General features: G+C 45.0%; 19 protein-coding genes and 1 pseudogene. 10 read left to right on the top strand and 10 right to left on the bottom strand.

The window, feature by feature from the left end; genetic code table 11:
* Nucleotides 1–224: 224 nt before the first annotated feature.
* Entirely contained in the window at nucleotides 225–1,751 is a 1,527-nt protein-coding gene (locus tag RLO19_RS05645; protein ID WP_446354596.1) for a 2-succinylbenzoate--CoA ligase, read from the bottom strand.
* Between the two features lie 128 nt (nucleotides 1,752–1,879).
* Entirely contained in the window at nucleotides 1,880–3,226 is a 1,347-nt protein-coding gene (locus RLO19_RS05640; protein ID WP_446354594.1) for a cytochrome P450, read from the bottom strand.
* 169 nt (nucleotides 3,227–3,395) lie between these two features.
* On the opposite strand from RLO19_RS05640, the gene RLO19_RS05635 reads away from it, so the two are divergent.
* The 5 genes from RLO19_RS05635 to RLO19_RS05615 all read left to right on the top strand — a co-directional run bounded on the left by RLO19_RS05635 (nucleotide 3,396) and on the right by RLO19_RS05615 (nucleotide 11,920).
* Nucleotides 3,396–4,211: an aminotransferase class IV gene (locus tag RLO19_RS05635; RefSeq protein ID WP_446354592.1), complete on the top strand. Its 816-nt coding sequence runs from the start codon at nucleotides 3,396–3,398 to the stop codon at nucleotides 4,209–4,211.
* Nucleotides 4,212–4,373: 162 nt separating this feature from the next.
* A complete protein-coding gene (gene ftsH3 / locus RLO19_RS05630) occupies nucleotides 4,374–6,215 on the top strand; it encodes an ATP-dependent zinc metalloprotease FtsH3 (protein ID WP_446354590.1) in 1,842 nt (613 codons plus the stop codon).
* Nucleotides 6,216–6,435: 220 nt separating this feature from the next.
* Nucleotides 6,436–6,966: an NUDIX hydrolase gene (locus RLO19_RS05625; protein WP_446354588.1), complete on the top strand. Its 531-nt coding sequence runs from the start codon at nucleotides 6,436–6,438 to the stop codon at nucleotides 6,964–6,966.
* An 863-nt stretch (nucleotides 6,967–7,829) separates the two neighbouring features.
* Nucleotides 7,830–9,290: an esterase/lipase family protein gene (locus RLO19_RS05620; RefSeq protein ID WP_446354586.1), complete on the top strand. Its 1,461-nt coding sequence runs from the start codon at nucleotides 7,830–7,832 to the stop codon at nucleotides 9,288–9,290.
* Nucleotides 9,291–9,418: 128 nt separating this feature from the next.
* Nucleotides 9,419–11,920, top strand: coding sequence for an NACHT C-terminal alpha/beta 1 domain-containing protein (locus RLO19_RS05615; RefSeq protein ID WP_446354584.1), 2,502 nt, complete (start codon nucleotides 9,419–9,421; stop codon nucleotides 11,918–11,920).
* Between the two features lie 155 nt (nucleotides 11,921–12,075).
* Here the strand turns inward: RLO19_RS05615 and RLO19_RS05610 are convergent, their stop codons facing one another.
* The 7 genes and pseudogenes from RLO19_RS05610 to larC all read right to left on the bottom strand — a co-directional run bounded on the left by RLO19_RS05610 (nucleotide 12,076) and on the right by larC (nucleotide 19,751).
* On the bottom strand, nucleotides 12,076–13,260 hold the full coding sequence (locus RLO19_RS05610; protein WP_446354582.1) for a hypothetical protein: 1,185 nt from the start codon (nucleotides 13,258–13,260) through the stop codon (nucleotides 12,076–12,078).
* 835 nt (nucleotides 13,261–14,095) lie between these two features.
* On the bottom strand, nucleotides 14,096–15,682 hold the full coding sequence (locus tag RLO19_RS05605; RefSeq protein ID WP_446354580.1) for an Hsp70 family protein: 1,587 nt from the start codon (nucleotides 15,680–15,682) through the stop codon (nucleotides 14,096–14,098).
* Nucleotides 15,683–15,799: 117 nt separating this feature from the next.
* Nucleotides 15,800–16,342, bottom strand: coding sequence for a nucleotide exchange factor GrpE (locus tag RLO19_RS05600; protein ID WP_446354578.1), 543 nt, complete (start codon nucleotides 16,340–16,342; stop codon nucleotides 15,800–15,802).
* Nucleotides 16,343–16,355: 13 nt separating this feature from the next.
* On the bottom strand, nucleotides 16,356–16,568 hold the full coding sequence (locus RLO19_RS05595) for a DUF2997 domain-containing protein (protein ID WP_446354576.1): 213 nt from the start codon (nucleotides 16,566–16,568) through the stop codon (nucleotides 16,356–16,358).
* Between the two features lie 239 nt (nucleotides 16,569–16,807).
* Nucleotides 16,808–17,086, bottom strand: a pseudogene (locus tag RLO19_RS05590) (DUF4276 family protein); the annotation flags it as partial.
* Between the two features lie 81 nt (nucleotides 17,087–17,167).
* The gene (locus RLO19_RS05585) at nucleotides 17,168–18,352 is read right to left on the bottom strand and encodes an AAA family ATPase (RefSeq protein ID WP_446354574.1); all 1,185 of its coding nucleotides are present in this window, start codon (nucleotides 18,350–18,352) and stop codon (nucleotides 17,168–17,170) included.
* 109 nt (nucleotides 18,353–18,461) lie between these two features.
* Entirely contained in the window at nucleotides 18,462–19,751 is a 1,290-nt protein-coding gene (gene larC / locus RLO19_RS05580) for a nickel pincer cofactor biosynthesis protein LarC (protein WP_446354572.1), read from the bottom strand.
* A gap of 6 nt (nucleotides 19,752–19,757) precedes the next feature.
* On the opposite strand from larC, the gene RLO19_RS05575 reads away from it, so the two are divergent.
* From RLO19_RS05575 to RLO19_RS05555, 5 genes are all read left to right on the top strand, one after another.
* Nucleotides 19,758–19,997, top strand: coding sequence for a hypothetical protein (locus tag RLO19_RS05575; protein WP_446354570.1), 240 nt, complete (start codon nucleotides 19,758–19,760; stop codon nucleotides 19,995–19,997).
* Between the two features lie 205 nt (nucleotides 19,998–20,202).
* Nucleotides 20,203–20,556, top strand: a complete 354-nt coding sequence (locus RLO19_RS05570) for an ATP synthase subunit I (protein WP_446354568.1) — start codon at nucleotides 20,203–20,205, stop codon at nucleotides 20,554–20,556.
* A gap of 203 nt (nucleotides 20,557–20,759) precedes the next feature.
* Complete coding sequence (gene atpB, locus RLO19_RS05565; RefSeq protein WP_446354607.1) at nucleotides 20,760–21,494, top strand: F0F1 ATP synthase subunit A; 735 nt, start codon at nucleotides 20,760–20,762, stop codon at nucleotides 21,492–21,494.
* A gap of 135 nt (nucleotides 21,495–21,629) precedes the next feature.
* A complete protein-coding gene (atpE, locus tag RLO19_RS05560) occupies nucleotides 21,630–21,875 on the top strand; it encodes an ATP synthase F0 subunit C (protein ID WP_006102085.1) in 246 nt (81 codons plus the stop codon).
* Nucleotides 21,876–22,188: 313 nt separating this feature from the next.
* Nucleotides 22,189–22,683 carry a F0F1 ATP synthase subunit B' gene (locus RLO19_RS05555; RefSeq protein WP_446354566.1) on the top strand — a complete coding sequence of 165 codons (495 nt, stop codon included), beginning with the start codon at nucleotides 22,189–22,191 and terminating at the stop codon, nucleotides 22,681–22,683.
* Here RLO19_RS05555 and RLO19_RS05550 read toward each other — a convergent pair.
* Complete coding sequence (locus RLO19_RS05550) at nucleotides 22,676–22,819, bottom strand: hypothetical protein (RefSeq protein WP_446354564.1); 144 nt, start codon at nucleotides 22,817–22,819, stop codon at nucleotides 22,676–22,678. The two genes, RLO19_RS05555 and RLO19_RS05550, sit on opposite strands and share 8 nt — an antisense overlap.
* Between the last annotated feature and the right edge of the window lie 83 nt (nucleotides 22,820–22,902).

Below are 22,902 nucleotides of genomic sequence, written 5' to 3'. Positions count from 1 at the left end.
GTAACCAGGAAATCCTCAAAGTAATTTGGGGAAGCCCACGCCATAATCTTTGATTTGGTGTGGGAGGATGTCACTCCATGATTGAGACGGGCGGGTTTAGTCATATTAGGGTCAAGAATAAAATTAAGTTGTGAAACCCGCCCCTACAAAGTTATTATCCATACAAATACGCGACTGCTTATAGCTGGGTTAATTTCCCGTAGTCTAAACTTCAGTACACAGCCCTACTGTGTAAGTTTTGCTAAAGCTATTTTTTTAACACATTCATAATTCACTTTTCCTGGCTCATTACGGGGTAATTTTTCAATAGAAACCCAATATTTAGGCTGCTTAAACCGATTTAATCGATTAACCAGCGCCGCTTTAAAAACATCCACAGAAACCTCTGATAAACGAGGGACGTAAACCGCTGTAACCGCTTGCCCCCAATATTCATCTGGTACGCCAATCACACAAACATCACTCACTAATTCGGTAGCTAAAATAGCCGCTTCAACTTCTATTGGGAATATATTTTCACCCCCACTAATAATTTTATGGCTGTGCCGTCCGACAATATTTAAATGCCCCTGATCATCAAAAAATCCCAAATCATCAGATTGCAGCGTTGAGATTTTATCAGGCGTTGCATTCATACATAATGCTTTTTCTTCCTCAATTGATGATTGGTAATGGGGGAATTTTCCCTGATCTCCTGAGGAATAGTAACCCAAAGCCAAAGATTCTGCTTCAATCGTGACAATTCCTATTTGATTCGTCCCCAAAACTTCCCCAGTTGTACTGCGAATGGTAACTTTAGCGTGAGGGAGAACTTGACCGCAGCTATTATTCCCCGCCAGAAATGCATCCGGTTTCAGGGTAACCACTTGAGACGCCGTTTCCGTCATTCCATAGGTTGGCGCTAAACGAATATCCTGTTGTCTCGCCTCAGTTAAGAGAGACTCCCACGCTGGCGCACCACCTAACAAAACCGTGGGAAACTGGGATAACCAACTCGCCGCATTCACCCGGAGTAATCGTTGTAGCTGAGTGGGAACGAGGGAAATAAAAAAATCTCTTGGGTCAATATCTCGTCCTTTTCCTGCCACCACGTCTTTAAAGGGTAGACTAGCAAATAGTCCTCCCGTGGTTAGCGATCGCAGAAATTGCATCAACCCACTGACATGATACACCGGTAAGACACAGAATGAGTTCACAGGCTTCTGGTCAAAATACTGATGAAACCCTCGCACCGACGCCATTAAGGTATCCCAGGTGTGCATGGCAAAGTGAATCTTACCAGAGGAACCTCCTGTGGGAATCATTATTTTAGGGTTCGTAGTAGGCACTTTAGTGCCATCAACGCTAAAGCGCTGACGACAAACGCCCAATTCAGTGAAATCCATTGTAGCTTCCTTCTCCATTATCCATTGTCCGTTATTTTTGACGAATGACTCTTGAGGAATGACTCTTGACAAATCTCCCCAAATTAAATCGGGTTGGACTAATGCTAAAACGTACTGCCATTCCTGTGGTGTCCAGTTGGGATTGCCTAAAAATACTGAACAATCGGCAGCAACAGCGGCGATAAATGCAGCAAGAAATCGGCAAGAGTTAGATTCAGCCAGAATAATCTTAGGAACTGTTTCAACTCGATCTAATGGATAAAATTGATTAAATATTTCCTGGTTCAATTCATTGAATTGATTATTATCCCAACCAATCAACCAATCATTATTTCGCTCTTTTATGGCAGTTAAAATATAATTCATTTTCTTAAAACACCCTACAAATTATTAGGACGAGTTTCGCAATCCAGTTAGGGTAAACAATCAATTTTCATCCCTAAACCCGCCCCTAAAAATAACTTTACCCCTCGCACCTGGAGCCCCCTACTCCCCTACCTCCTAGATTGCATAATTAACCTTACACCTGTGCTAGGCGCTAAGGTGGCACCCCGTCGCTGAGGACGCTCAGGTTGCTGTTGTGCCAGAGTTAGCTGATACTGAGAGACGATTTTGGCAAGGACTAATTTCATCTCAAATAATGCCAAAGCTTCACCAATACAGCGCCGTGTTCCACCACCGAAGGGGAAAAACTCATAGGGAGAAAACTTGCGTTCTAAAAAGCGTTCTGGTTTAAATTTATCAGATTGGGGATATAAATCCTGGCGATGATGGGTGAGATAAATACAGCCATAAACTTGGGTTCCAGGTTGTAGCTGATATCCCATCAGTTCAACGGGTTCTTTCACGGCTCTAGGTACAGTTAAGACAGCCACAGGATAAATCCGCAGCGTTTCATTGCACACGGCTGTGAGATAAGGTAGACGAGCAATATCCAGAGGATCTGCTTCTTGACCGAGAGAATCCAATTCTTGCAATAGCTTGTTTTGTACTTCAGGTGATCGATAAACCCAATACAGCGCCCATGCGATCGCGGTGGCTGTAGTTTCGTGACCGGCTAGTAATAGAGTGAACAACTCATCATGCAATTCTTCATCGGTCATTGGTTTTCCTTCTTCATCCTGCGCCGATAACAGCAGGGTGAGAATGTCTGAACCAGAAGAGTCTTTCTGTTGACGGCGCTCTCGAATTTCCGCATAGATTAGCTGAGTAATTTGCTGCTGTAAGCGACGGAGGGAACCCCAAGGCGTCCAATCTTTCTGTAGGGCTGGGAAAAAGAGTAATCCTGATGTGAAGGGAGATTTAAATTGATCCATCAGAGTAGAAATTAGCGCATTCAGTTGACCAAAACGCTCTGGATCATGAATACCAAAAACAGCATTTAAGATAAGCTCTAGGGAGATTTGCTGAACCAAGGAACGAGCAATAAAGGTTTGAGCCGGACGCAACTGCTGCATTACCTTTTCGGTTAGATCACAGATAAGTGTCCCGTAAGTTCGGATGCGTTCTCCGTGGAACGGTGGCATTAAAAGTTTACGTTCCCGACGATGGCGATCGCCTTCTAGCACAAATATCGAATGATCTCCGACAATTGGCTGTAAAAGTCTATTCGGAGGAGCTGTAAATTGTTTGGTATCGTTGGTAAAAATCTGTTGTAGGGCTTGGGGATGACTGACAAATAATAGACAGGAATGATTGCCAATAACAGGGGCATTGAAAATATCACCATACCGTTGTCCTGCTGCATCCATGTAATCCAGAGGATTAGTAATCCACTGAATCTTCTGCCACCATGGGGGGGCTTTGGGTCCATCGGGTTGTTTTTCTTTGACTTGAATCATAAGACGGGCAAGGAAAGGATGATGGCTTTTATGGTGATACTAATTATCCATGATGTTAAGCTATATCCACCCCCCTGTAGTACCCCCTTTAAGCAGGGCTAATTCATTGTGTTCAGCCCTGATCGGGAAAAATATTGTCTGATTGGAGCGTGCTACGAACTTTTTTCTTATGTCCCAAGTCGGTTATTGGTATAACGGTAAACTTATTCTCGGCGATCGCATCGAACTCGCGATTAATGATCCGGGCTTGATTTACGGTGCGACAACCTTTACCACCCTGCGCGTTTACCACCACTCCCTCTCCCACCCCTTAACGAATTGGGACGCCCATTGTGCGCGTTTACGTCACAGTTTGCAGGTTTTTGGTTGGCAATTCCCTGACTGGGAGAGAATCCGCCACGGTGCAGAACAATTAATCCCCTCATTTGAGGTTCTGAGAATCGTGATTTTCCCGGATGGGCGAGAATGGATTACTGGGCGTCCTCTACCCGCCGATTTAAGCGAACGCCAACACCATGGTGTCATCGCCTGGTTAGCCGCAGCGCCACACTTGCGCCGTTCCTTACCTACCTATAAAACCGGGAACTATCTGGGGGGATGGCTAGCACTGCAAAAGGCACAACAACTCGGCGCTCAGGAGGCTATATTAATAGATGATCAAGGGAATTGGTTAGAAACGAGTACGGGGAATCTTTGGGGCGCCAAAGACGACTGCTGGTGGACACCGCCGATTGATGTGGGGATATTACCGGGAGTGGCGCGATCGCAACTTATTAATTGGCTCGAACAGCAAGGATTAGAAATTAGGCAATTTCCCTGGAATCAGGAACGGGTACAGGAGTTCGACGCGATCGCGTATACCAATAGTGTCATGGAAGTTATCCCCATTCACACCGTTCTCACGGCAGATCAGCCCTTTGAGTATCGCTCTCTTTCTGGTGTTTTAGCACCGTTGCAGCGTTTATTTGCGGAGTCTAAAAAATAATTACAGCCTTTAATTATACCACATCAATAGAAAATTAGCTCATTCCCTGCTTTTGACCAAACCAACTTCGCCAAATATTCTGATAGACGTTAACATTAGTTAATATAATCAGCCGATTCGACGTCATCACATCACATCCTAAGTCTTAGGAGGAAATCAGTAGTGAATAAAAAATGGAGAAATGCGGGGCTTTATGCACTACTAGCGATAGTAGTCATCGCCATGGCAACAGCATTTTTAGACGACCAATCCTCCCCAACCCGGGAGACCTGGAGATACGACCAGTTCATTGATAACGTTAACAGCAAGAAGGTCGAGATCGTTCAACTCAGTGCTGACCGCACTCAGGCAATGGTAACCTCTCAAGACGGTTCCCAGTACCTGGTCAACCTGCCTAACGATCCAGAACTAATCAGTATTCTCACCCAAAATAACGTAGATATTAAAGTTCGACCTCAGAGTGATGATGGTTTCTGGTTCAGAACCATCAGTGGACTCTTCTTCCCCATCCTGCTTCTGGTCGGTTTATTTTTCTTACTGCGGCGGGCGCAAAATGGTCCTGGTTCTCAAGCGATGAACTTCGGCAAATCCAAAGCCCGAGTCCAGATGGAACCGCAAACCCAGGTGACCTTTGGCGATGTCGCGGGTATTGAACAAGCCAAGCTGGAACTCAACGAAGTGGTTGACTTCCTGAAAAACGCGGATCGCTTCACCGCCATTGGTGCAAAAATTCCTAAAGGAGTTCTGCTTGTTGGTCCTCCGGGAACGGGTAAAACCCTTTTAGCTCGTGCTGTTGCTGGGGAAGCTGGCGTACCTTTCTTCTCCATTTCCGGTTCTGAGTTCGTGGAAATGTTCGTAGGTGTGGGTGCCTCTCGTGTCCGCGACTTATTTGAGCAAGCCAAGAATAATGCTCCCTGTATCGTATTTATCGATGAAATTGACGCCGTAGGTCGTCAACGGGGTGCTGGCTTAGGCGGCGGTAACGATGAGCGGGAGCAAACCCTGAACCAGTTATTGACTGAGATGGATGGGTTTGAAGGCAATACGGGTATTATTATTATTGCCGCCACAAACCGTCCTGATGTTCTCGATGCAGCATTACTGCGCCCAGGTCGTTTTGACCGTCAGGTTGTCGTGGATCGCCCCGACTACGCCGGACGTTTGGAAATCCTCAACGTTCATGCTCGCGGCAAGACCTTAGCCAAGGATGTAGACTTAGAGAAAATTGCCCGTCGGACTCCCGGCTTCACGGGTGCCGATTTATCAAACCTGCTTAACGAAGCTGCAATTTTAGCCGCACGGCGCAACCTCACCGAAATCTCCATGGATGAGGTAAATGACGCCATTGACCGGGTATTGGCAGGACCTGAGAAGAAAGACCGGGTGATGAGCGAGAAGCGCAAGCGGTTAGTGGCGTATCATGAAGCCGGTCACGCCTTGGTCGGTGCGTTAATGCCTGATTATGACCCAGTGCAGAAAATTAGTATTATCCCACGCGGTCGGGCAGGTGGATTAACCTGGTTTACCCCAAGTGAAGACCGCATGGATTCTGGGTTGTATTCCCGTTCCTACCTGCAAAATCAAATGGCGGTAGCTTTGGGGGGTCGAATCGCTGAGGAAATTATCTTCGGTGAAGAAGAAGTAACCACCGGTGCTTCTAACGACTTACAGCAAGTTGCTCGCGTCGCACGGCAAATGATCATGCGCTTTGGGATGAGCGATCGCTTGGGTCCTGTCGCCCTAGGACGGCAAAATGGCAATATGTTCTTAGGACGGGACATTGCCTCAGATCGGGATTTCTCCGACACCACCGCCGCAACGATTGATGAAGAGGTGCGTAAGTTGGTGGATGAAGCCTATGAGCGTGCTAAAGATGTCTTGGTGAATAACAAACACATCCTGGACAAATTATCTGCAATGCTGATTGAGAAAGAAACCGTAGATGCTGAGGAACTGCAAGAACTCTTAGCTGAAAACGACGTGAAGATGGCTGCGATCATTTAATTGTCAGGTCTGTAATAATGTTTAGGGCAGCGTTAGCATACGCTGTCCTTTTTTTTGTAACAATGTTCCAGGGCGCGGTTATTTGGGCGTTTTTTCGTGGATTGATTGGTGGGGTAGGGCTGGTTTTGTTGTTTATTTATGGGTAACAAGTAGAGTGAGTGGCTAAACCCGCCCCTACAATTGCTCCTATAATTACAACCCTATAATTGATGTATAACTTATGATGAGTAAAGAGAAAATTATTTTTCGCACCGATTGGATTACGGTTAAGGAAACGGCTAGGGGTTACCACTACCTAGAACGAAAGGGACGAGATTCTGTGGCGATATTTCTGATCAGAAAAAGTCAGAGTAACAACGGAGGATATGAGGTTCTGATTAGACAGCAGCCGCTTTGTATCGATATTCCCGATATTAATCAAGAACATCGACTCTATCCTTGTCCCATTACTGGGGGTATCGATGCAGGGGAATCGCCAGAGGAAGCGGCGGTTAGAGAGGTGCATGAAGAAGCGGGATTTTCGGTTCAGGTTCTGCCGTTGGGGAAGTATATTGGGGGGACTCAAACCAATGAAATGTGTTATATGTACTATGCCGATGTAACGGATATAGAGCCGGAGATTGCGCGGCAAGATGGTAGCTATTTTGAATCGATTAGCCATAATGAATGGCATCCGTTGGATTATTTGAATGAATGCGATTATTCAGCCTGCCAGATTGGGTATTTTCGGCTCAAATCTATTCTTGGATAAGCACTGATTAAGCCCTGAACTAAAGTACTCGAAGAGAAGCCGCTTTGCGTCTACGGGCTGAAAGCTAAAACCCGTTAAAACGGGTTCAAGGTATTACCTAGTAAGCTTAAGTAAGCTTGAGCTTGCGTCAGTTCCATTTAGATTAAGGGCTTTAGCCTAGTGGCGTGGCACACCTTATTTGATGAATTAGAATGGGAGCCCGGAAACTGTAGGGGCGCATGGCGTGCGCCCGATTCAATGGTCAAATCTATTCCATCATTTTAGCTGTGTCAGTCCACTAGTGGCGTGGCACACCTTATTTGATGAATTAGAATTACACCCCGAAACCTTAGGGGCGCAAAGCTTTGCGCCCGATTCAATGGTAAAATCTATTCCACAATTTGAGCTGTGTCAAGCCACTATATTTTGTTAGGTTTTCTACGTCAACCCAACCTACTGGTGTGACACAGCTAATTTAATAGATTTGCATTTTCGGATAGCAAGCCCTGTGCGCCCAGAAAACCCGTAAAATCTATTCCACGTAAACGAAGCGCGATCGCTCTCCATTATCCCTAGTTCTGACAATAGCTGGGATTAGGCTTCTGTGACAATTAAGGGATGTGTCCAGTAAAGCTGTAGCTTGAAATGGTTCTACGGCTTTTTTGCCCTGGAAACGCGCCGATCATGCGATCGCTTAATAAAGTGACACAATAAATTACACTCTCCTCACTGTCGTTGCTTACCTTATGAGCAAGGTAGCGATCAAAACTCATACATTTGCCGCCGCCGACTCCAATAGAGGAATTATCTGATAGTTTTATCAACTTCCATTGTCGTTTTGAGCAGACAAAACCAACTAATAATTGACTAAGGAGCCTGTGCTAATGCCGAAAACCAAGATGAAAGATATCGTGGTGCTGTTACCGGGAATCATGGGTAGCGTGCTGGAAAAAGATGGTAAACCTGTTTGGGATCTCCATATTCAGGCACTATTAACTATTGTAAAAAGTTGGCGAGATAGTTCGCCACTTGGACATCTAAAACTGGCGGGGGATGATCTAAAGGGCGGTGACATAGGAGATGGTATCAGAGCGACTCGTTTAATGCCAAAAGTCATTATACCCAAGTTCAAGTCGGGTGGCTATTCGGTGATCTTAGATAAAATTGCTGAGAAATTTGACAACGTACTTCCCGCTAGTAAACACGAAACAGCCAACCTTTTTGAATTTCCCTATGACTGGCGGCGCGATAATCGAGCGTCTGCTCATTTGTTAGAGAAGTTTATTGGTGAACGGTTGAAGCGGTGGCGGGATTCAAGTAACGGTGCAGTTGACGCGAAAGTTATTTTGATAGCGCACAGTATGGGAGGTTTAGTTGCCCGTTATTATCTGGAAGTATTAGGCGGTTGGCAAGACTGCAAGGCTCTTATTACCTTTGGTACACCACACCGAGGCGCACCTAGCGCTCTCCAATGGCTTGTCAACAGCAAAATTCAGAAGTTTGGCGTTACCTTTGATTTATCAGAGGTAATTAGCTCGTGTCCCTCTATCTATCAGCTATTGCCGATTTATGAGATGGTTCATGTCAATGGTGACTGGAAACGAGTAGCAGAAATTGACATCCCAGGTATAGACAGAAAGCGAGCAGAAGATGCTTGGGTATTTCATCGGAAGATTAAAGAGGAGCAAAAAAGCAACAGTAAAGAGACGCCCTATCAAGAGAATTACCAAACAATGCCATTTTTTGGTATTCAGCAAAACACTGTTCAATCGGCTGACTTATCCAATGGCACACTAACTCTAAGCTCAAACTTGCCACCAGCAATTGAGGGAATAGTCGGTAAAAACTATGGAGATGGTACTGTGCCTCACTTTTCAGCCGTTCCCATTGAATTTGATAAACCTCCTACGCAGAACCGTTTGTCCCAGACACATGGCTTTCTCCAAAGTTCCCCAAAATCACTCGATGACCTGTGTGAGTTTATTGCTAGTCTAGAAGGTGAAAGCTGGAGTGCAATTCGAGACCCTGAAACCGATGATGAAAAAGAACTAGCCATTAGTCTCAGCAATCTCGATGACTTTTACACGGCTGATGAACCAGTGGAACTAATGGCTAGGCTGACCGATGCAAACATTGACCCTAAAGGGTTTAAAGCTATCATCACACCGCTTAAAGAATATGGTTCTGTTGCAGAGAGTATGAACTATAAATTCCAGCAGCAAAATGGAAACTGGACACTCACTGTTCCTAAGTTAGAGCCAGGACTTTACCAAGTGGAAGTGCGAACAGGCAAGGCGATCCGTAAAGTCAACCCGGTGTATGATTTGTTCCCGGTAATTGGATGAGGTAAGTTGATAATAAAACGAGTTGTAGAATGTCATAGAGTTTGGCTGTTGTAGCTTTCCCGGACTCCTCCTTGAACGGAGGAGATTTATCTAAAGTTTAAATACACCTATTAAATGAGGATTCGTTTATGTGGAAATGGACAAAGACTGAATATAGAGTTTTATCTGCGTTTGCCAACTTATCGAAACACTCAGAAGTCTTTAATTATTTTAAAAATGAGCTACCATTTCTCAACGAATTGAGAAATGCTCCCGATGGGTGTCGGCGCATGGTCGAGGCTATTTATAATACTTTGGCTAAGAGAGCAATACAGTATTCTCTAGAAGAATATGATTCATCACAGGATAGTCAACAGATTCGTGAACCAGCCGAAATTATCGACATTAATAAAGGAACTTGTCTTGACCTAGCAGTGCTGTTTTGTGGAATCTGTCTGCGTTATGAATTGATACCTCTGTTAGTTGTAACTAGAAACCATGCCTGGGTTGCTGTATCACTCACCCACTGGTTACATGAGTGTAAAGCGTCGGATCGTGAGGGCAAGAAACTTTTTAATGAGGGATTACTGACTAACAAAGAAAATCTGCTTGAGTTGTGTAATTTGGTTGAAGATGAGGAAGCCTATATTGCGATTGAATGTACAGGTTATACTAAAGGGAGTCTTTCTAAGTCATTTGATCAAGCGGAACAAGAAGGTCTTAATCGGCTGAGGGATTTTTCTAGCCAAAATGGTAGCTTTATACTCGATATTCCAATTGCTAACGACGTTTACTGGCATGATTTATGCCACAATCGCCTCGAAGCTGAAACGCCAAAGCGATTTATTAATAATCCGCTGACGAGTGGAGAAAATCCGCTCCTGAAACTCTATGTGCCGTTGGGACTGATAGAGCGAAAACCTGATGCACAGCGCAGACCTAGGGAGAACGCTTCGCCTCCAGAAGCATCGCCGTTCAATCAGCCAGATGATCAGTATGAAGTTGTTCAAAAGTATGATGGAGAGGCATTTTTAGAGCAAGTTCTCAAACACAAGCACAGTAGGAGCCAAGGGAAACGACTGGCGATTGTTGGCGACCCCGGTGGCGGGAAAACTACCCTGTTGCAAAGGATTGCTTATTGGGTATTAGAGAAAAGACGTGGATTACCGATATGGATTCCTCTGGCTAGTGTTTACGAAGAATGGGAGAGGAAGGATGAGGGCTGGTTGTATCACTATCTCTCAAAAGAATGGCTAAAAAATATAGCGGGAGAATCCGACAAAGTTCCTGTCGAATGGCAGCATCTTTTTGCCGAACTCCTTGAAAGTGGTCAAGTGTGGCTGCTGTTGGATGGAGCAGACGAAATGGCGATCAAGTCTCCTCTGATGCGGATCAAGGAACAGCTAGCAAAAGGTTGGGCTGACTCAGTAAGAGTGGTACTGAACTGTCGATTAAATCTGTGGGAAGTAGAAAAAGAGGCTTTGTGGGAAACTTTTGATATTTACCGAACGCTGGATTTTTCTTACCCTGAGCAAGTGCATCAATTTATTAATAATTGGTTCGGAGAGGGCAATCCGGAAGCCAACGAACTACAGGATAAGCTAGCGGAGGAGAATCGGAAACGCCTCCAAGATTTGCTAACTGAGAACGAGGTAGATATAATAAAACTTGATAAACTTATTAAAAGTTCAAATGATATTCACTGTCTTGTTGGGTTGCTCAAAAAAGACTTTCGGCAAACTCTTAATGATCATCAGAGTAGATCAATTATTCTTTTAGTTAATAACAGACTCGTCGAAATTGCTTCTAGAAGTTCTGAGGCTGTTACTCTCCTACTAGAGATTATACATACCAGTCAGGATAAACATATCTGTCAGGAAGTTGCTTTTGTTCTAGGAAAGGCAGCATCTAGAAACATAGACGCTACAAAAGCTGTGATTAAACTACTGAAAACCACTAAAGATGAGTCCATAGCTGAGTACGCCATTGAGTGTCTGAAGAAAGTTTTTACAAGCGATTTGCTGGCAGTAGTAGTTGAAGGACTGAAGGACTACATAGAAGATACAGAATGCTACAAACTCATCTGGCACTGCGCTCAAAATATGCCTTACCCAGACTTCTATAAAGCTTGGCATCCACAAGAAGAAGTAGGCAATACAACAACTCTCAACAGCCAAAGCCTCAATCAAGCGAACTTACAAGAGAGCCTTCAGAGTGCGATCGCAAACGAGCCTCAGCTAAACCAAACCATCCACCTAATTTGCATCGATACCCGCAAATTCATAGACCCCAATAATCCCGCCGCCAAAATTTATGTTGAAATGGTCAAGCAAGGCTGCTGCAAAAGCGACGATGGTACTCCCAAAACCATGCAAGATTTGCAAGTATATTGGGATTTGCTGACAATAGAAAGCAATCGCACCATCGTTTTGGTATTTTACACATCGTCGGACAACCCTACACCTGGTAAGGGTACGGCATTGCCGTACCCCTACAGTGATACATTTCTCACAGATTTGAGCAGGTTTGAGGGGGCGATTTGTATCATCACTGACCAACCCTTTGATCACATTCCCCTAAAATACTTCACACCAAGCCAGCCGATCGCAGATGTAGTCGATTGGATACGCGCGATCGCAACAGGGCAATAAATCAAATCTTGACGTTTGCCAAGAGAATGGGAGGCGGAGTCTCCCCAAAGGCATTCCCAGGTAGAGCCTGGGAACGAGAGTGAGATCCTAACCTAGTCCGCGCAGGCGGACTAGGTTTGTGTAGCTGTGACTTCCTCCTCGCCCAGTCTCTTTGATTAAGTTCCACCCGGTACAATATCTAGACAGCCTTCGAGATAATCCACTTCTGGAAGTTGACCGATAATAATCTTGGTCACCTTAGTTCCATCCGTGGCAAACTTAAGGCGCAAATTTCGGTCTTTTTGGCTTTGAGGGATAAATGTTAGGAAATGACCCTGTTCGGAATAGGGTAAGGGATTCACCTGAAGCCGTTCTTTATAAAGAGATTTAACCTGGTTTTCGGTATCGCCAACCCTTGCACCACTGACAGTTCTAGGGCGAGAATCTCCAATATCAATTCGGGCAATACGTCCATTTCTCACCATAAACGTCGTATCACCCAGTCCTTCTGGAGTTTTAGTAGGCTTATAACTAGCACAAACAGGATTAGGATTGGAACTTAAGGGGACTAAATCAATACCCGCAGCCTGGGAAGCTTCGCGAACAGTCATTCCTAGGATGACGGGTCCAACGCCATTGATCGCAATTTGGGACATAGGAGTTAGCTTCTCAGGATTAGGTCCTTTACCCAGGCAAATATTCTCTCCACTTTCATCACCTAAACAGTTCCCATTTTGGTCGAGAATTCTGACATAGCTAACCGTCGAAAATTGCTTAAGAGTTGCCTCAATTGCGCTTTTCGTTCGCACTGAATCACCAATACCACCGTGAATCATTCTTTTACAAAATTGCAATTGAGCAACGCCATCGTTGATAGAAACAGTAAAATCTTGACCGCAGTTAGAATTTCCACTCAGAGGGGGAACGGCGGCGAGTCCCTGCTGTTTTTCTGAGGAGGTGGGACCTGCGAGAAGTTGGGCGATCGCAAATTGGGCAACCCCTGGACTGGATGTGGTTCGCCAAACGGGTTTGACGTTAGTGAAATCTTCAGATCTGGCGACTGGAAAAAAGACTTTAACTTGGCGTTGAACGCGAGATTCAGCCGCGTCTGGGGATTGATTTATATCGGGACGGCGTTCAGGTGATTCAGCTTGAGATAACTTAGTTTCGGGTAACTCAGCTTCGGATAACTCAGTTTCGGATAACTCAGTTTCAGTTTGGGATATTAAAGTTGAAAACTCACTCTGATTGGCAGGTTTTCCGCAAGCATTGAGTCCCACTAGAGAAACGAATAAGAATCCTAGTAAAGGATAAAAATATGGCTGTAGGTTTTTATTTTTTAGCTTTTTCATTGGTGCCATTGTGGAAAGGGGTGCTAATGTATAAAATCAAATTTACAGGATTAAGAATTGGCTAAACCAGAAATCAAGGTCATAAATTTATGCCCAAAATTTGAGGTTAAATCGGGCGCAAAGTATTGCGATCCTAAGTTGAATGTCACGCTCCTGGTATGCTGGTGGGCAATGCCCACCCTACGGTATATCAAAGGTTTTGGTGATCTCACACTGTTTATTTCAGTGCCATTCATCCTAAGTTTGCGGGTGTAAGCGTCATCCATCAAATTAGATATGCCACGCCACTAAAATTTTGCTTATCTTGTCAAAAAAATGTCACATTACCTAGAGAACAGAAGCCAATGGAGAAAGCTAAACTTCCTCATTGAACAGCTTTTATTCTCTACCTGCCTATCGACTCATTGCGGCAAGAAAAGTTCCGCAGATTAGGCTAAATATCGCCAAAATAACCTCTGAATACAAGACGCGATCGCGTCATCCATCGGTTTGATATCTTTAGCCTTTTGTAGCGTAATCTCGCAGCATCTGACTTCCCCCAGTCAGTTCACCCAATCGGGTGAAGAGTATCAACTAATTTTTGTAAGGTTGGAATCCTGTTAAGAAAAGCCCATAACTTGAAAGAAACATGTTCTGACACAGGGGATTGAGTAAAGGGCGATCATAACGTCTGTAGGGGCTCACTTTCACTACTATCTTTTCGGTTGCACAAGGGATGTGACTCGCGCCCGCCCAGACGCTTCTTGCATCGCGTCTCTACAATAGTTTCTAGACTTCCCGTGAAAAGTTAGCTAATTGTATGGGTTTTCTGGGGATAATCCATCAAATTAGGTGTGCCACGCCACTACTGTAATTTCGCGATCGCGCCTTTTTCTACTAACAGTTTCCCCGTCTGTAAATCCTTAACTGTCGCCACCAAAACCCGCCGTTCATCTACCTCAAACTGAACTGAAATCCGGTCAACTCCCACTTGTCCCGGTGGATCTAAATGTGCCACACAAACCTGTTCGCGATCGCTATCCAAAGAACGATACGCCGCTTGCTTCGATAACTGACTACTGGTCATCCGTCCTAACTTATCATAAGTTACCTCGGCTTGTGCAATTTCTGCGACTTCGCCAATATCTAAGCGAATTTCCCGTTGTCCTTCAATGGCGACTTGTAAGGTTAACGGTTCCCCACGTTCACAGGGATATTGTATCCCTTTTTCAAATAATGTGAAATAGGAATAAGTTTTAGCATAAGGTTCCCATAAGCGAATGGCGTAACTATGGTGCAAATAATCATCCACACTCGCCACTTGATTTAACGCCAACGCCCCATGTGCCACAGCTTCAAAGGGCTTATCTAATTTAACCTTAGTCTTGCCAAAATATGACCGGATCAACTGCTGTACGGCGGGAATTAAACAACTGCCCCCAACTAATAACACCTGTTCAATATCACCCTTGCTAATTCCTTTTTCCAGAGCAATCGTCAATACTTCATCCAACGCTTCCCGCAATTTTTCCAAAAACTGGCGATTTTCCAGAATCTCTTCTAATCTATCCCGATTCAGTTGCAAGTTGTATGAATTAAATGTCTCCTCATCTAACCAACTTTCCTTGGCTTCCTGATTACTAGATAAGCGAATCTTCAACCGTTCAGCTAACTCTAATAAATTCTGCCACCCCACCTCACCAATTGCTTCCCTTGACCATCCTTGCTGATGCAGATAGTCTTCGACAATCCAACTATCCACATCTTCACCGCCGATGTATGCATCAGATTTCGCCAACACTTCTGCCCGTAATACCGTTTCGCGATCGCGCTTGGCTGCATCCAATTGTGGTGCAGTACGGACTAAACTTAAATCCAGAGTTCCACCGCCAAAATCCACCACCAATACCAAGGAACTCGGACGTTGTACCGCATAGCCTAACGCCGCTGCTGTGGATTCATCCACCAGTTTAATTTGCTCCACATCCAGGCGGCGTGCCACCTCGCGAAACCAATCTAAATACCGATCATAAGCGCCCACGGGTACAGTTAAAATAAGCTGAGAGGGTTGAATTTTTTGCGCCTTTAATTGCTGCCAAATAGTTTTAATAAATTGTTCTGAAACCGATTCAGCCGTGTAATATTCACCATTAATGAGACGCGGAGGCGGTTGGAAATCAGCCGCTAAATCTCGTTTAAAGCCTTTAAAAAAGCGAGCGGGTTGAGATTGTCCTAAGCGCTGGGAACGAACTTGTTCTCCCAGTACGATTTGATTATTGTCTTTGATAAAAACTAGGGTGGGAATGACTGGGATATCTGGCTCACTTGAGTTCGTTTTAAACAGGCGAGAGAGTGAACCCAGCCTGAGAGTTTTGGGACTGTTGGTATCGGGTTCGAGTATACTGACGACTGTGTTGCTCGTACCGAAGTCAATTGCAACTGTATTTGTCATTTGTCATTAGTCATTCGTCAAATAGTTATCGCACTCAAAAGGTAATCAGGGCGGGTTTTGCACAAAAGTTATCATTAACAGCGAAACAAAGTCCCTAAACCCGCCCCTACACACTCACTAATGTGACAGTCCCCTAGGTAGGGTGCGACTCACTTTAGCCGGACAAAGTATTCGATCATGATCTTGATAGCCGACGAATCGAATATAAACGAGTTCTCCTTCTGTGATATCTTCAACATCAGGTTGGTGCAGTTGGGAATTAAAGGGAACCTGTTCCCAAGGTTGACCAATGGGTTCATATCCCCAATTCTGGATCAGATTTTCTAATGGAGTAAAGAGTGCGACTAAATTTTTAGCTGGTAAATCCGGGCGGGCTTCGATCATCCGGCAAGCGGTGGGATAATTGGTCAGTAGGGGGCGTAGTTGTTCAAAGGTGGTATCTTGGATATCTGTGGATAGTTGCTGCGATCGCGCTTCGAGTTCATCCCGTAGCCGCTGACATTGTGCCTCTAATTCCTTGATTTGAGTGGAGTCAGTAACTGAGACTGAAGCAGAATAGTTTTCGGGTCTTTTTTTCGGACCAAAGCGACTAATGAGTAAAGTGGTGAAGACAAACCACAACAGTAAACCAAGCCCCAAGAGGTTAGGATCATGAGCCATCTTACCTCTCCTTTTACTGTTGATGTAAAGTCGTAGTTTGATCCGTGGTTAGGGTTTCGTCACCTTCATAATATTCTGGCAGCAATTGTTGAGTTTCTACGTCTCCGAGATCGGCTTCAATTCCTTTAGTGGTTTCGGTACAACTTGATCCGGTAGCACCGATGACGGTTTCGGTGATTTTGCCATCCTTGCCAATGCGATATTCGATCTTTTGATACTCTGCCATAATTCTTTCCGAACCCAACAATTAACTACAGTTTAAGGGATTTATACCATTTCTGAAAAGCTATGCACTAAATGGTACATTGAACAGGTCAAGCTCAGAGTCGCAAGCCGATGGTTATCATGTCATGTATGGAGAAATTAAAGATTTGCTGGTTGAGCAGCATCAGTTCAACCTACCCTATTCTACAGTACACAGCACAATACGATATCGAATGTAAGGAAAGCTCCTCTAGCTCTTGTTCACTCTGGGTCATAACTGACTCTCGCTAAAATTTTTTGGATTCCTTCACAGAAAATTTGAAAGCTACGCGATTTATTGTCCGTAAGGGACAAGTGTGGTGCGATTTCTTTAGAGTGAGTGCCAGGATAATATCCTGCTGGTAATAATTTTCTGAGTTCTTCTTTGGCAGAATTGAGTCGATCGGGATCTCGATATTTATTTTGGGTTTGTTTTTGGCTGAGGCTATCAGGTTTAAGGTTATAGGCTTTTTCGACTGCAGCTAAATCTCCGAGAAACCAAAGGAATTAGTTTAGGTAATATCTTCTCTAAAACCATATTTATGGAGGGTTCTTCTAATAAAAAAATAATGTTGTAGCTCATCAGGGGGCAACTCCTTTAAACCAACCTTGATTCCATAAATAGCCAGGTAAGTCTCCAGCTTCAACTAAGGCTTTGATGGTTTTGTCATCGCTGGCTTTGTATATTTTGGTGATGCCTTGTTCTTTGATCAGCCAAAAAATACTGTCTAGGGGAACAGCATTCAGGAAGTCAGGGGAATGGGTAGAAATAAAAACCTGACCGCCGCGATCGCTATAGCTGGCAAATTCTTCGGCGAGTTCTTGAAGTAGGGTAGGGTAAAGTTGGTTTTCGGGTTCTTCGACACAAAGTAAAGGGTGAGGTTTGGGGTCAAAAAGTAAAATTAGGTAGGCAAACATTTTCATCGTGCCGTCGGAGACGTAGCGATCAATAAAGGGATCTTTGAAAGCTTGGTCTTGAAAGCGCAGAATTAATCTACCGTCTTCGGTGTTTTTTGCTTCGACTTGGGAAATACCCGGAACCCGATCGCGCATTTTTTCTAAAATTTTATCAAAGATCCTGGGATGTTCTTGATAAATATATTGGGCGACGACGGCTAGGTTGTCTCCAGTGGGGGAGAGGTGTTCGGCGTAGAGAGCATCTTTACTCCCTCTCGCATCGCTGATATGGAAGTCGGATACATGCCAATTTTCGATTAGGGAACGGAAGGCACTGGCAGCTTTAAAGCGTTGGAATTGCCCTAAGCCTTTGATGGCTAGAATATCGGGGGATTCTAATTGTTGTTCTTCTCGTTCTAGGTGTTCTTCGGTTTGGTCAAAGTTTTCTTCGTTGGTGATGGCGTAGCCTTTGCCTTTTTGAAAGTCAAGGAAGTGATAAGGGGAACCGTATTCGCCGCGTTTGTAGCGTAATATTTCTCGTTTGATTACCGGACGTTTTTCTTCTTGTCCAACGATTAGTACATAAGTTACGAGGCGTTCTGTTTCCACAATCTTCATGCGAAATTTCAATTCAATTTCGATGTCTTCTTGTTCTTTGCCTCTAGTGATGACTTCATTAAACCCACCTCTAACTTGGAGGGCTTGGCGAATGTTATTTTTGAGGGCATCCCGAAGAAAACCAAAAATATCAAACAGGGTAGATTTGCCTGTGCCATTGGCTCCGATCATGACACAAAACCCTGGAATATCCTTAATTTCTAGCAACTCAAAAAGGCGGTAATTCTTGATTTTGATGGAAACAATTTTCATAATGTTATCCTAATAAACCAGCGTAGAGCAACTAGGGTTGTTACAAGTCATCTATTCAACCTTCAGCCTTCTACCTTCTATCCTCTGGATTCTGATATTTGCTAGCTGATCAAGGCAATGGTGGATTATTGACACGATACCAAGCATCAAGTGCTAGTTGATGCACCTCCCGCCAGGATAAATTATAGTCTCGTGCGATCGCGGCACAGTCTTCATATTCCGGTTGGACGTTGGCGATGGCATTTTGTACTCCTGAAGCGCGACTGGCAACTTTTACCCGCACCGTGCCATACTTCGTCTCGACTCGCTCGATTACCCGTTGCAGAATCGTGCGTTGCTGGGTAAAGTGGCGAATACCCAGGGTTGTGGTTTCTCTAAATAAAATATCTTCACAAACGGTTAATTTTTCCGGTGGACAAATTACCGTGAGTAATACCCCAGGACGAGATTTTTTCATGCCAATGGCTTGGGTAAACACATCCAACGCCCCAGCATTAAATAGCACCTCAAAGACATACCCAATGGCTTGAGGATTTAAGTCATCGATTTGCGTTTCTATCACACAAACGGTTTCTTGGCAAGGGTCATCAATTATAAGATTAGCCGGATCTGTTCCCTGAAACTGAATGCCAAACTCTGACGCTTCCCCAATCCAGAGTCGCAGGATATTCGGAATCGCTAACTCACTGGTTCCCGCGCCATGACCAATCTTGTGAAGAATCATCGCTGGAGGGAGTCCAAATTGGGTGGTAAGGGTGACAGCAATGGCTGCACCAGTGGGCGTGACTAATTCGCGATCAATGCCGTTACTATAAATAGGAACTTGCCGAGATTCCCACAATTTTAAAACAGCAGGAACAGGAACAGGCAATCGACCATGAGCAGCTTGTACTGTACCACCTCCTGTGGGTAAAGGAGAACAGTAGAGTCGGTCAATGCCCAACCAATCCAACCCCAAACAAGTACCGACAATATCCACTAAGGCATCTGTCGCACCCACTTCATGGAAATGCACGGTTTCGGGTGTCATCCCGTGAACTGCCCCTTCTGCCTCTGCCAAGTTGCGAAAAATTGCCAAACTCCAATCGACGACTTGTGAAGGTAATCTGGCGGTTGTAATTAGGTGTTCAATATCTGCCAGGTGTCGGCTATGCTCATGGTCTGACGGTTCAGCGTGATCATGGTGATGGGCTTGAGTGAGCAAATTCACATGGACTTTAGTGGCTAATTGACCTTGACGGTGGACTGGTTCTGACTCTAACCGATATTCATGGTCAATTCCTAGCCCTTTTAACTTTTCACTTAAATACTCCAACGGCACTCCTGCTGCCACGAGTGCCCCTAAGCACATATCACCAGCAATTCCACTCTGACAGTCTAGGTAGGCGAGCTTTGGCATTACGTTTTGAATCCTGAAGGGTCTACATCTATTGTAGGGAAAGGGGAACGGGGAGCTGAGGGAGCAGGGGGAGCAGAGGGAGCAGAGGGAGCAGGGGAAGCAGGGGGAGCAGGGGGAGCAGGGGGAGCAGGGGAAGATGGGGAAGATTGTGTAGGGGCGGGTTTCACTACTATCTTTTTGGTTGCACCCAGATGTAACTCGCGCCCGCCCCGACTTTACGAAGGACGAATGACGAAGGACAAATGACAAATGACTAATAACGATTAAAAATGCTTTAAGTAATGTTACTGGTGCGTGGTATGATCGCCTATGGCTAGATGCGATCCAGCCAATTTTGATGGACTAGCGTTTGCTGCTGCCTGTGAACTTGTCAGACAACTCTGTACAACCCAAGCCCACACCGGAGGAAAGTCCGCCAGGGAGTTCTCAGACCTCCCCTGAAAGTTCCTCAATGCAAGAGTACTACCAACTTAAACAAGCGTTGTTGGCGGTGACTCTGGCAATGACAGGGGTGATTTTTGTCTCTGTCTGGATTTTTTACTCACTCAACATCGCCTTGAATTATTTGATCGGGGCGTGCGTTGGTGTGGTTTACTTGAGAATGTTGGCGAAAGACGTTGAGCGGTTAGGTGTCCAAAAAAGGCGTCCGAGTTCGACTCGGTTGGCTTTATTGATTGGGCTATTAGTCGTTGCCAGTCAATGGCAGAGCTTACGCATTCTGCCCATATTTTTAGGATTTCTGACGTATAAAGCTGCGCTTATCGCTTATATGCTGCAAAGCACCTTGTTGCCTACGTCGAAGTAAGTTCCCATTGTCAGGGCAGCCAACGCATCCAAACAGTAGGGTGGGCTACACCCGAACTTAACGCCTGTGGACAAAGGAGAAAACTCCTCTGGATGAAGCAGGAAACAGACTCAGCAATTGTTCGATGGGCAATTGTCAATCCGTTCTGTGTAGTCGTTTCAACCAAAGGATAGAAGATAGCTGGGGAAATCTCCGGAATGGAAATGATAGATGGTTTGGCGTTCTATAATGCTTTCCCCCTTGCTGAACTAGAAGTTGGTCAGCATCTGTACTGGCATATCGGTAATTTGAAGGTTCATGGTCAGGTTTTTATTACCTCCTGGGTCGTGATTGCCATTCTGGTTATTGCCTCAATTGCTGCTACCAGCAACATTCAGCGAGTTCCCAGTGGTCTCCAAAATTTTATGGAGTATGCCCTGGAATTTCTGCGAGATTTAGCCAAAAATCAGATCGGGGAGAAAGAGTACCGTCCCTGGGTGCCGTTTGTGGGGACGTTATTTTTGTTCATTTTTGTGGCAAATTGGTCTGGGGCACTTATTCCCTGGAAACTCATTGAGCTGCCAGAAGGTGAATTAGCTGCACCAACCAGTGATATTAATACTACAGTGGCTTTTGCGCTGCTGACCTCCTTAGCGTATTTTTACGCGGGTCTGAGCAAGAAGGGTCTGGGGTATTTTGCTGGTTATGCCCAACCAACTCCCATTCTGCTGCCGTTTAAGGTTCTGGAAGATTTTACCAAACCTCTCTCCCTCAGTTTCCGTCTGTTTGGCAACATTTTGGCAGATGAACTGGTGGTGGCAGTATTGGTGCTGTTGGTTCCCCTGTTCGTACCTCTCCCGGTGATGGCATTGGGTTTATTTACCAGTGCGATTCAGGCGCTGATCTTTGCTACCCTAGCAGCGGCTTATATCGGGGAGGCGATGGAAGACCATCACTAGCGATTTTAGGCTGGTGATGAAGATTTGCTGCTTCCTGGAGCGAGCAATCAAAGAATTCTGCTGTGTCTAGCGGATTAGTGTAGGGTAAGCGTTTCACGTTCGTTTGTTATTTAGTCAAAAGCGAGGAAAAATATCATGGACCCATTAATTTCTGCTGCATCTGTTATTGCTGCTGCTTTAGCTGTTGGTTTAGCAGCAATTGGTCCTGGAATTGGTCAAGGAAATGCGGCGGGACAAGCAGTAGAAGGGATTGCCCGTCAGCCTGAAGCTGAAGGTAAAATTCGGGGTACCTTACTACTGAGTTTGGCATTCATGGAAGCGCTGACGATTTACGGTTTGGTGGTTGCTCTCGTCTTATTATTCGCTAACCCCTTCTCGTAACCCTTTATGCCACAAGAGCATTCAGACCCCAATGACTGAGGTCTGAATGCTGTTGAGATGAAGGCATCACACATATAGAAGATTTTTTCTTCAATCCAATAAGCCGCCGTAGAGACTTGGTAACCAAGCGCTTGGTAACCAAGACAGTACTGGGGGAGAGCTGCCACCCGGGAGCAGGAAGTGAACATCAAGGTTGACTAGATTTAGTTAACTTTGAATAAGTTTTAAGGTAGCGGCTATTGAAATCGACAACGCTATCCCATCCCAACGAAAAAGCTAAGGATTTTGTGCGCTGTGGGATTACCAAAACATCATGATACATTGGACAATTTTACTCGCTGTTGAAACAGCAGAAAAGGCAGCTAAAGAAGGGGGGTTATTTGATTTTGATGCCACCCTACCTTTGATGGCATTGCAATTTTTAATTTTGGTGGCGGTATTAAATGCGGTTTTTTATAAGCCGCTTAGCCAAGCCATTGATGGACGGGATGATTATATCCGCAAGAACCGCTTAGAGGCACGGGAACGGTTAGACAAAGCTCAGAATCTGGCTAAACAGTATGAGCAAGAACTAGCAGAAACTCGTCGCAAGTCACAAGCAACGATTGCCGCCGCTCAAGCTGATGCTCAGAAAATAGCTGCCGATAAAATGGCTCAAGCGCAAGCGGAAGCCCAGGCACAACGAGAGCAAGCCCAAAAAGAGATTGACCAACAAAAAAATGAAGCGATGGCATCCTTAGAACAAGAAGTGGATTCGCTTTCGCGTCAGATTCTGGAAAAACTTCTAGGACCAGAGTTGGTTAAGTAACGTCGGATTTATCTGGGTAGCAGAACAAGCAGGGGTTTGCTGACGTTAACGTAGTTGTACGAACAAAGAATAACGACATGCGGAAGGCGGGTTGCTGCCTGGGTTCACTCTTTGAGGTGATGTAGAGACGTAGCATGCTACGTCTCTACAGGGCGAGAGATGCTGTGTAAGACCAATTTGTAGCAATACAAAAAGGCAACGGCAAGCGAGACAGGAAGC

Origin of the sequence: Coleofasciculus sp. G2-EDA-02 (assembly GCF_040226375.1) — a bacterium.
Lineage (GTDB): Bacteria > Cyanobacteriota > Cyanobacteriia > Cyanobacteriales > Coleofasciculaceae > Coleofasciculus.
The sequence above is the reverse complement of the archived record's forward strand: the minus strand, read 5'-3'. Positions and strand labels throughout refer to the sequence as shown.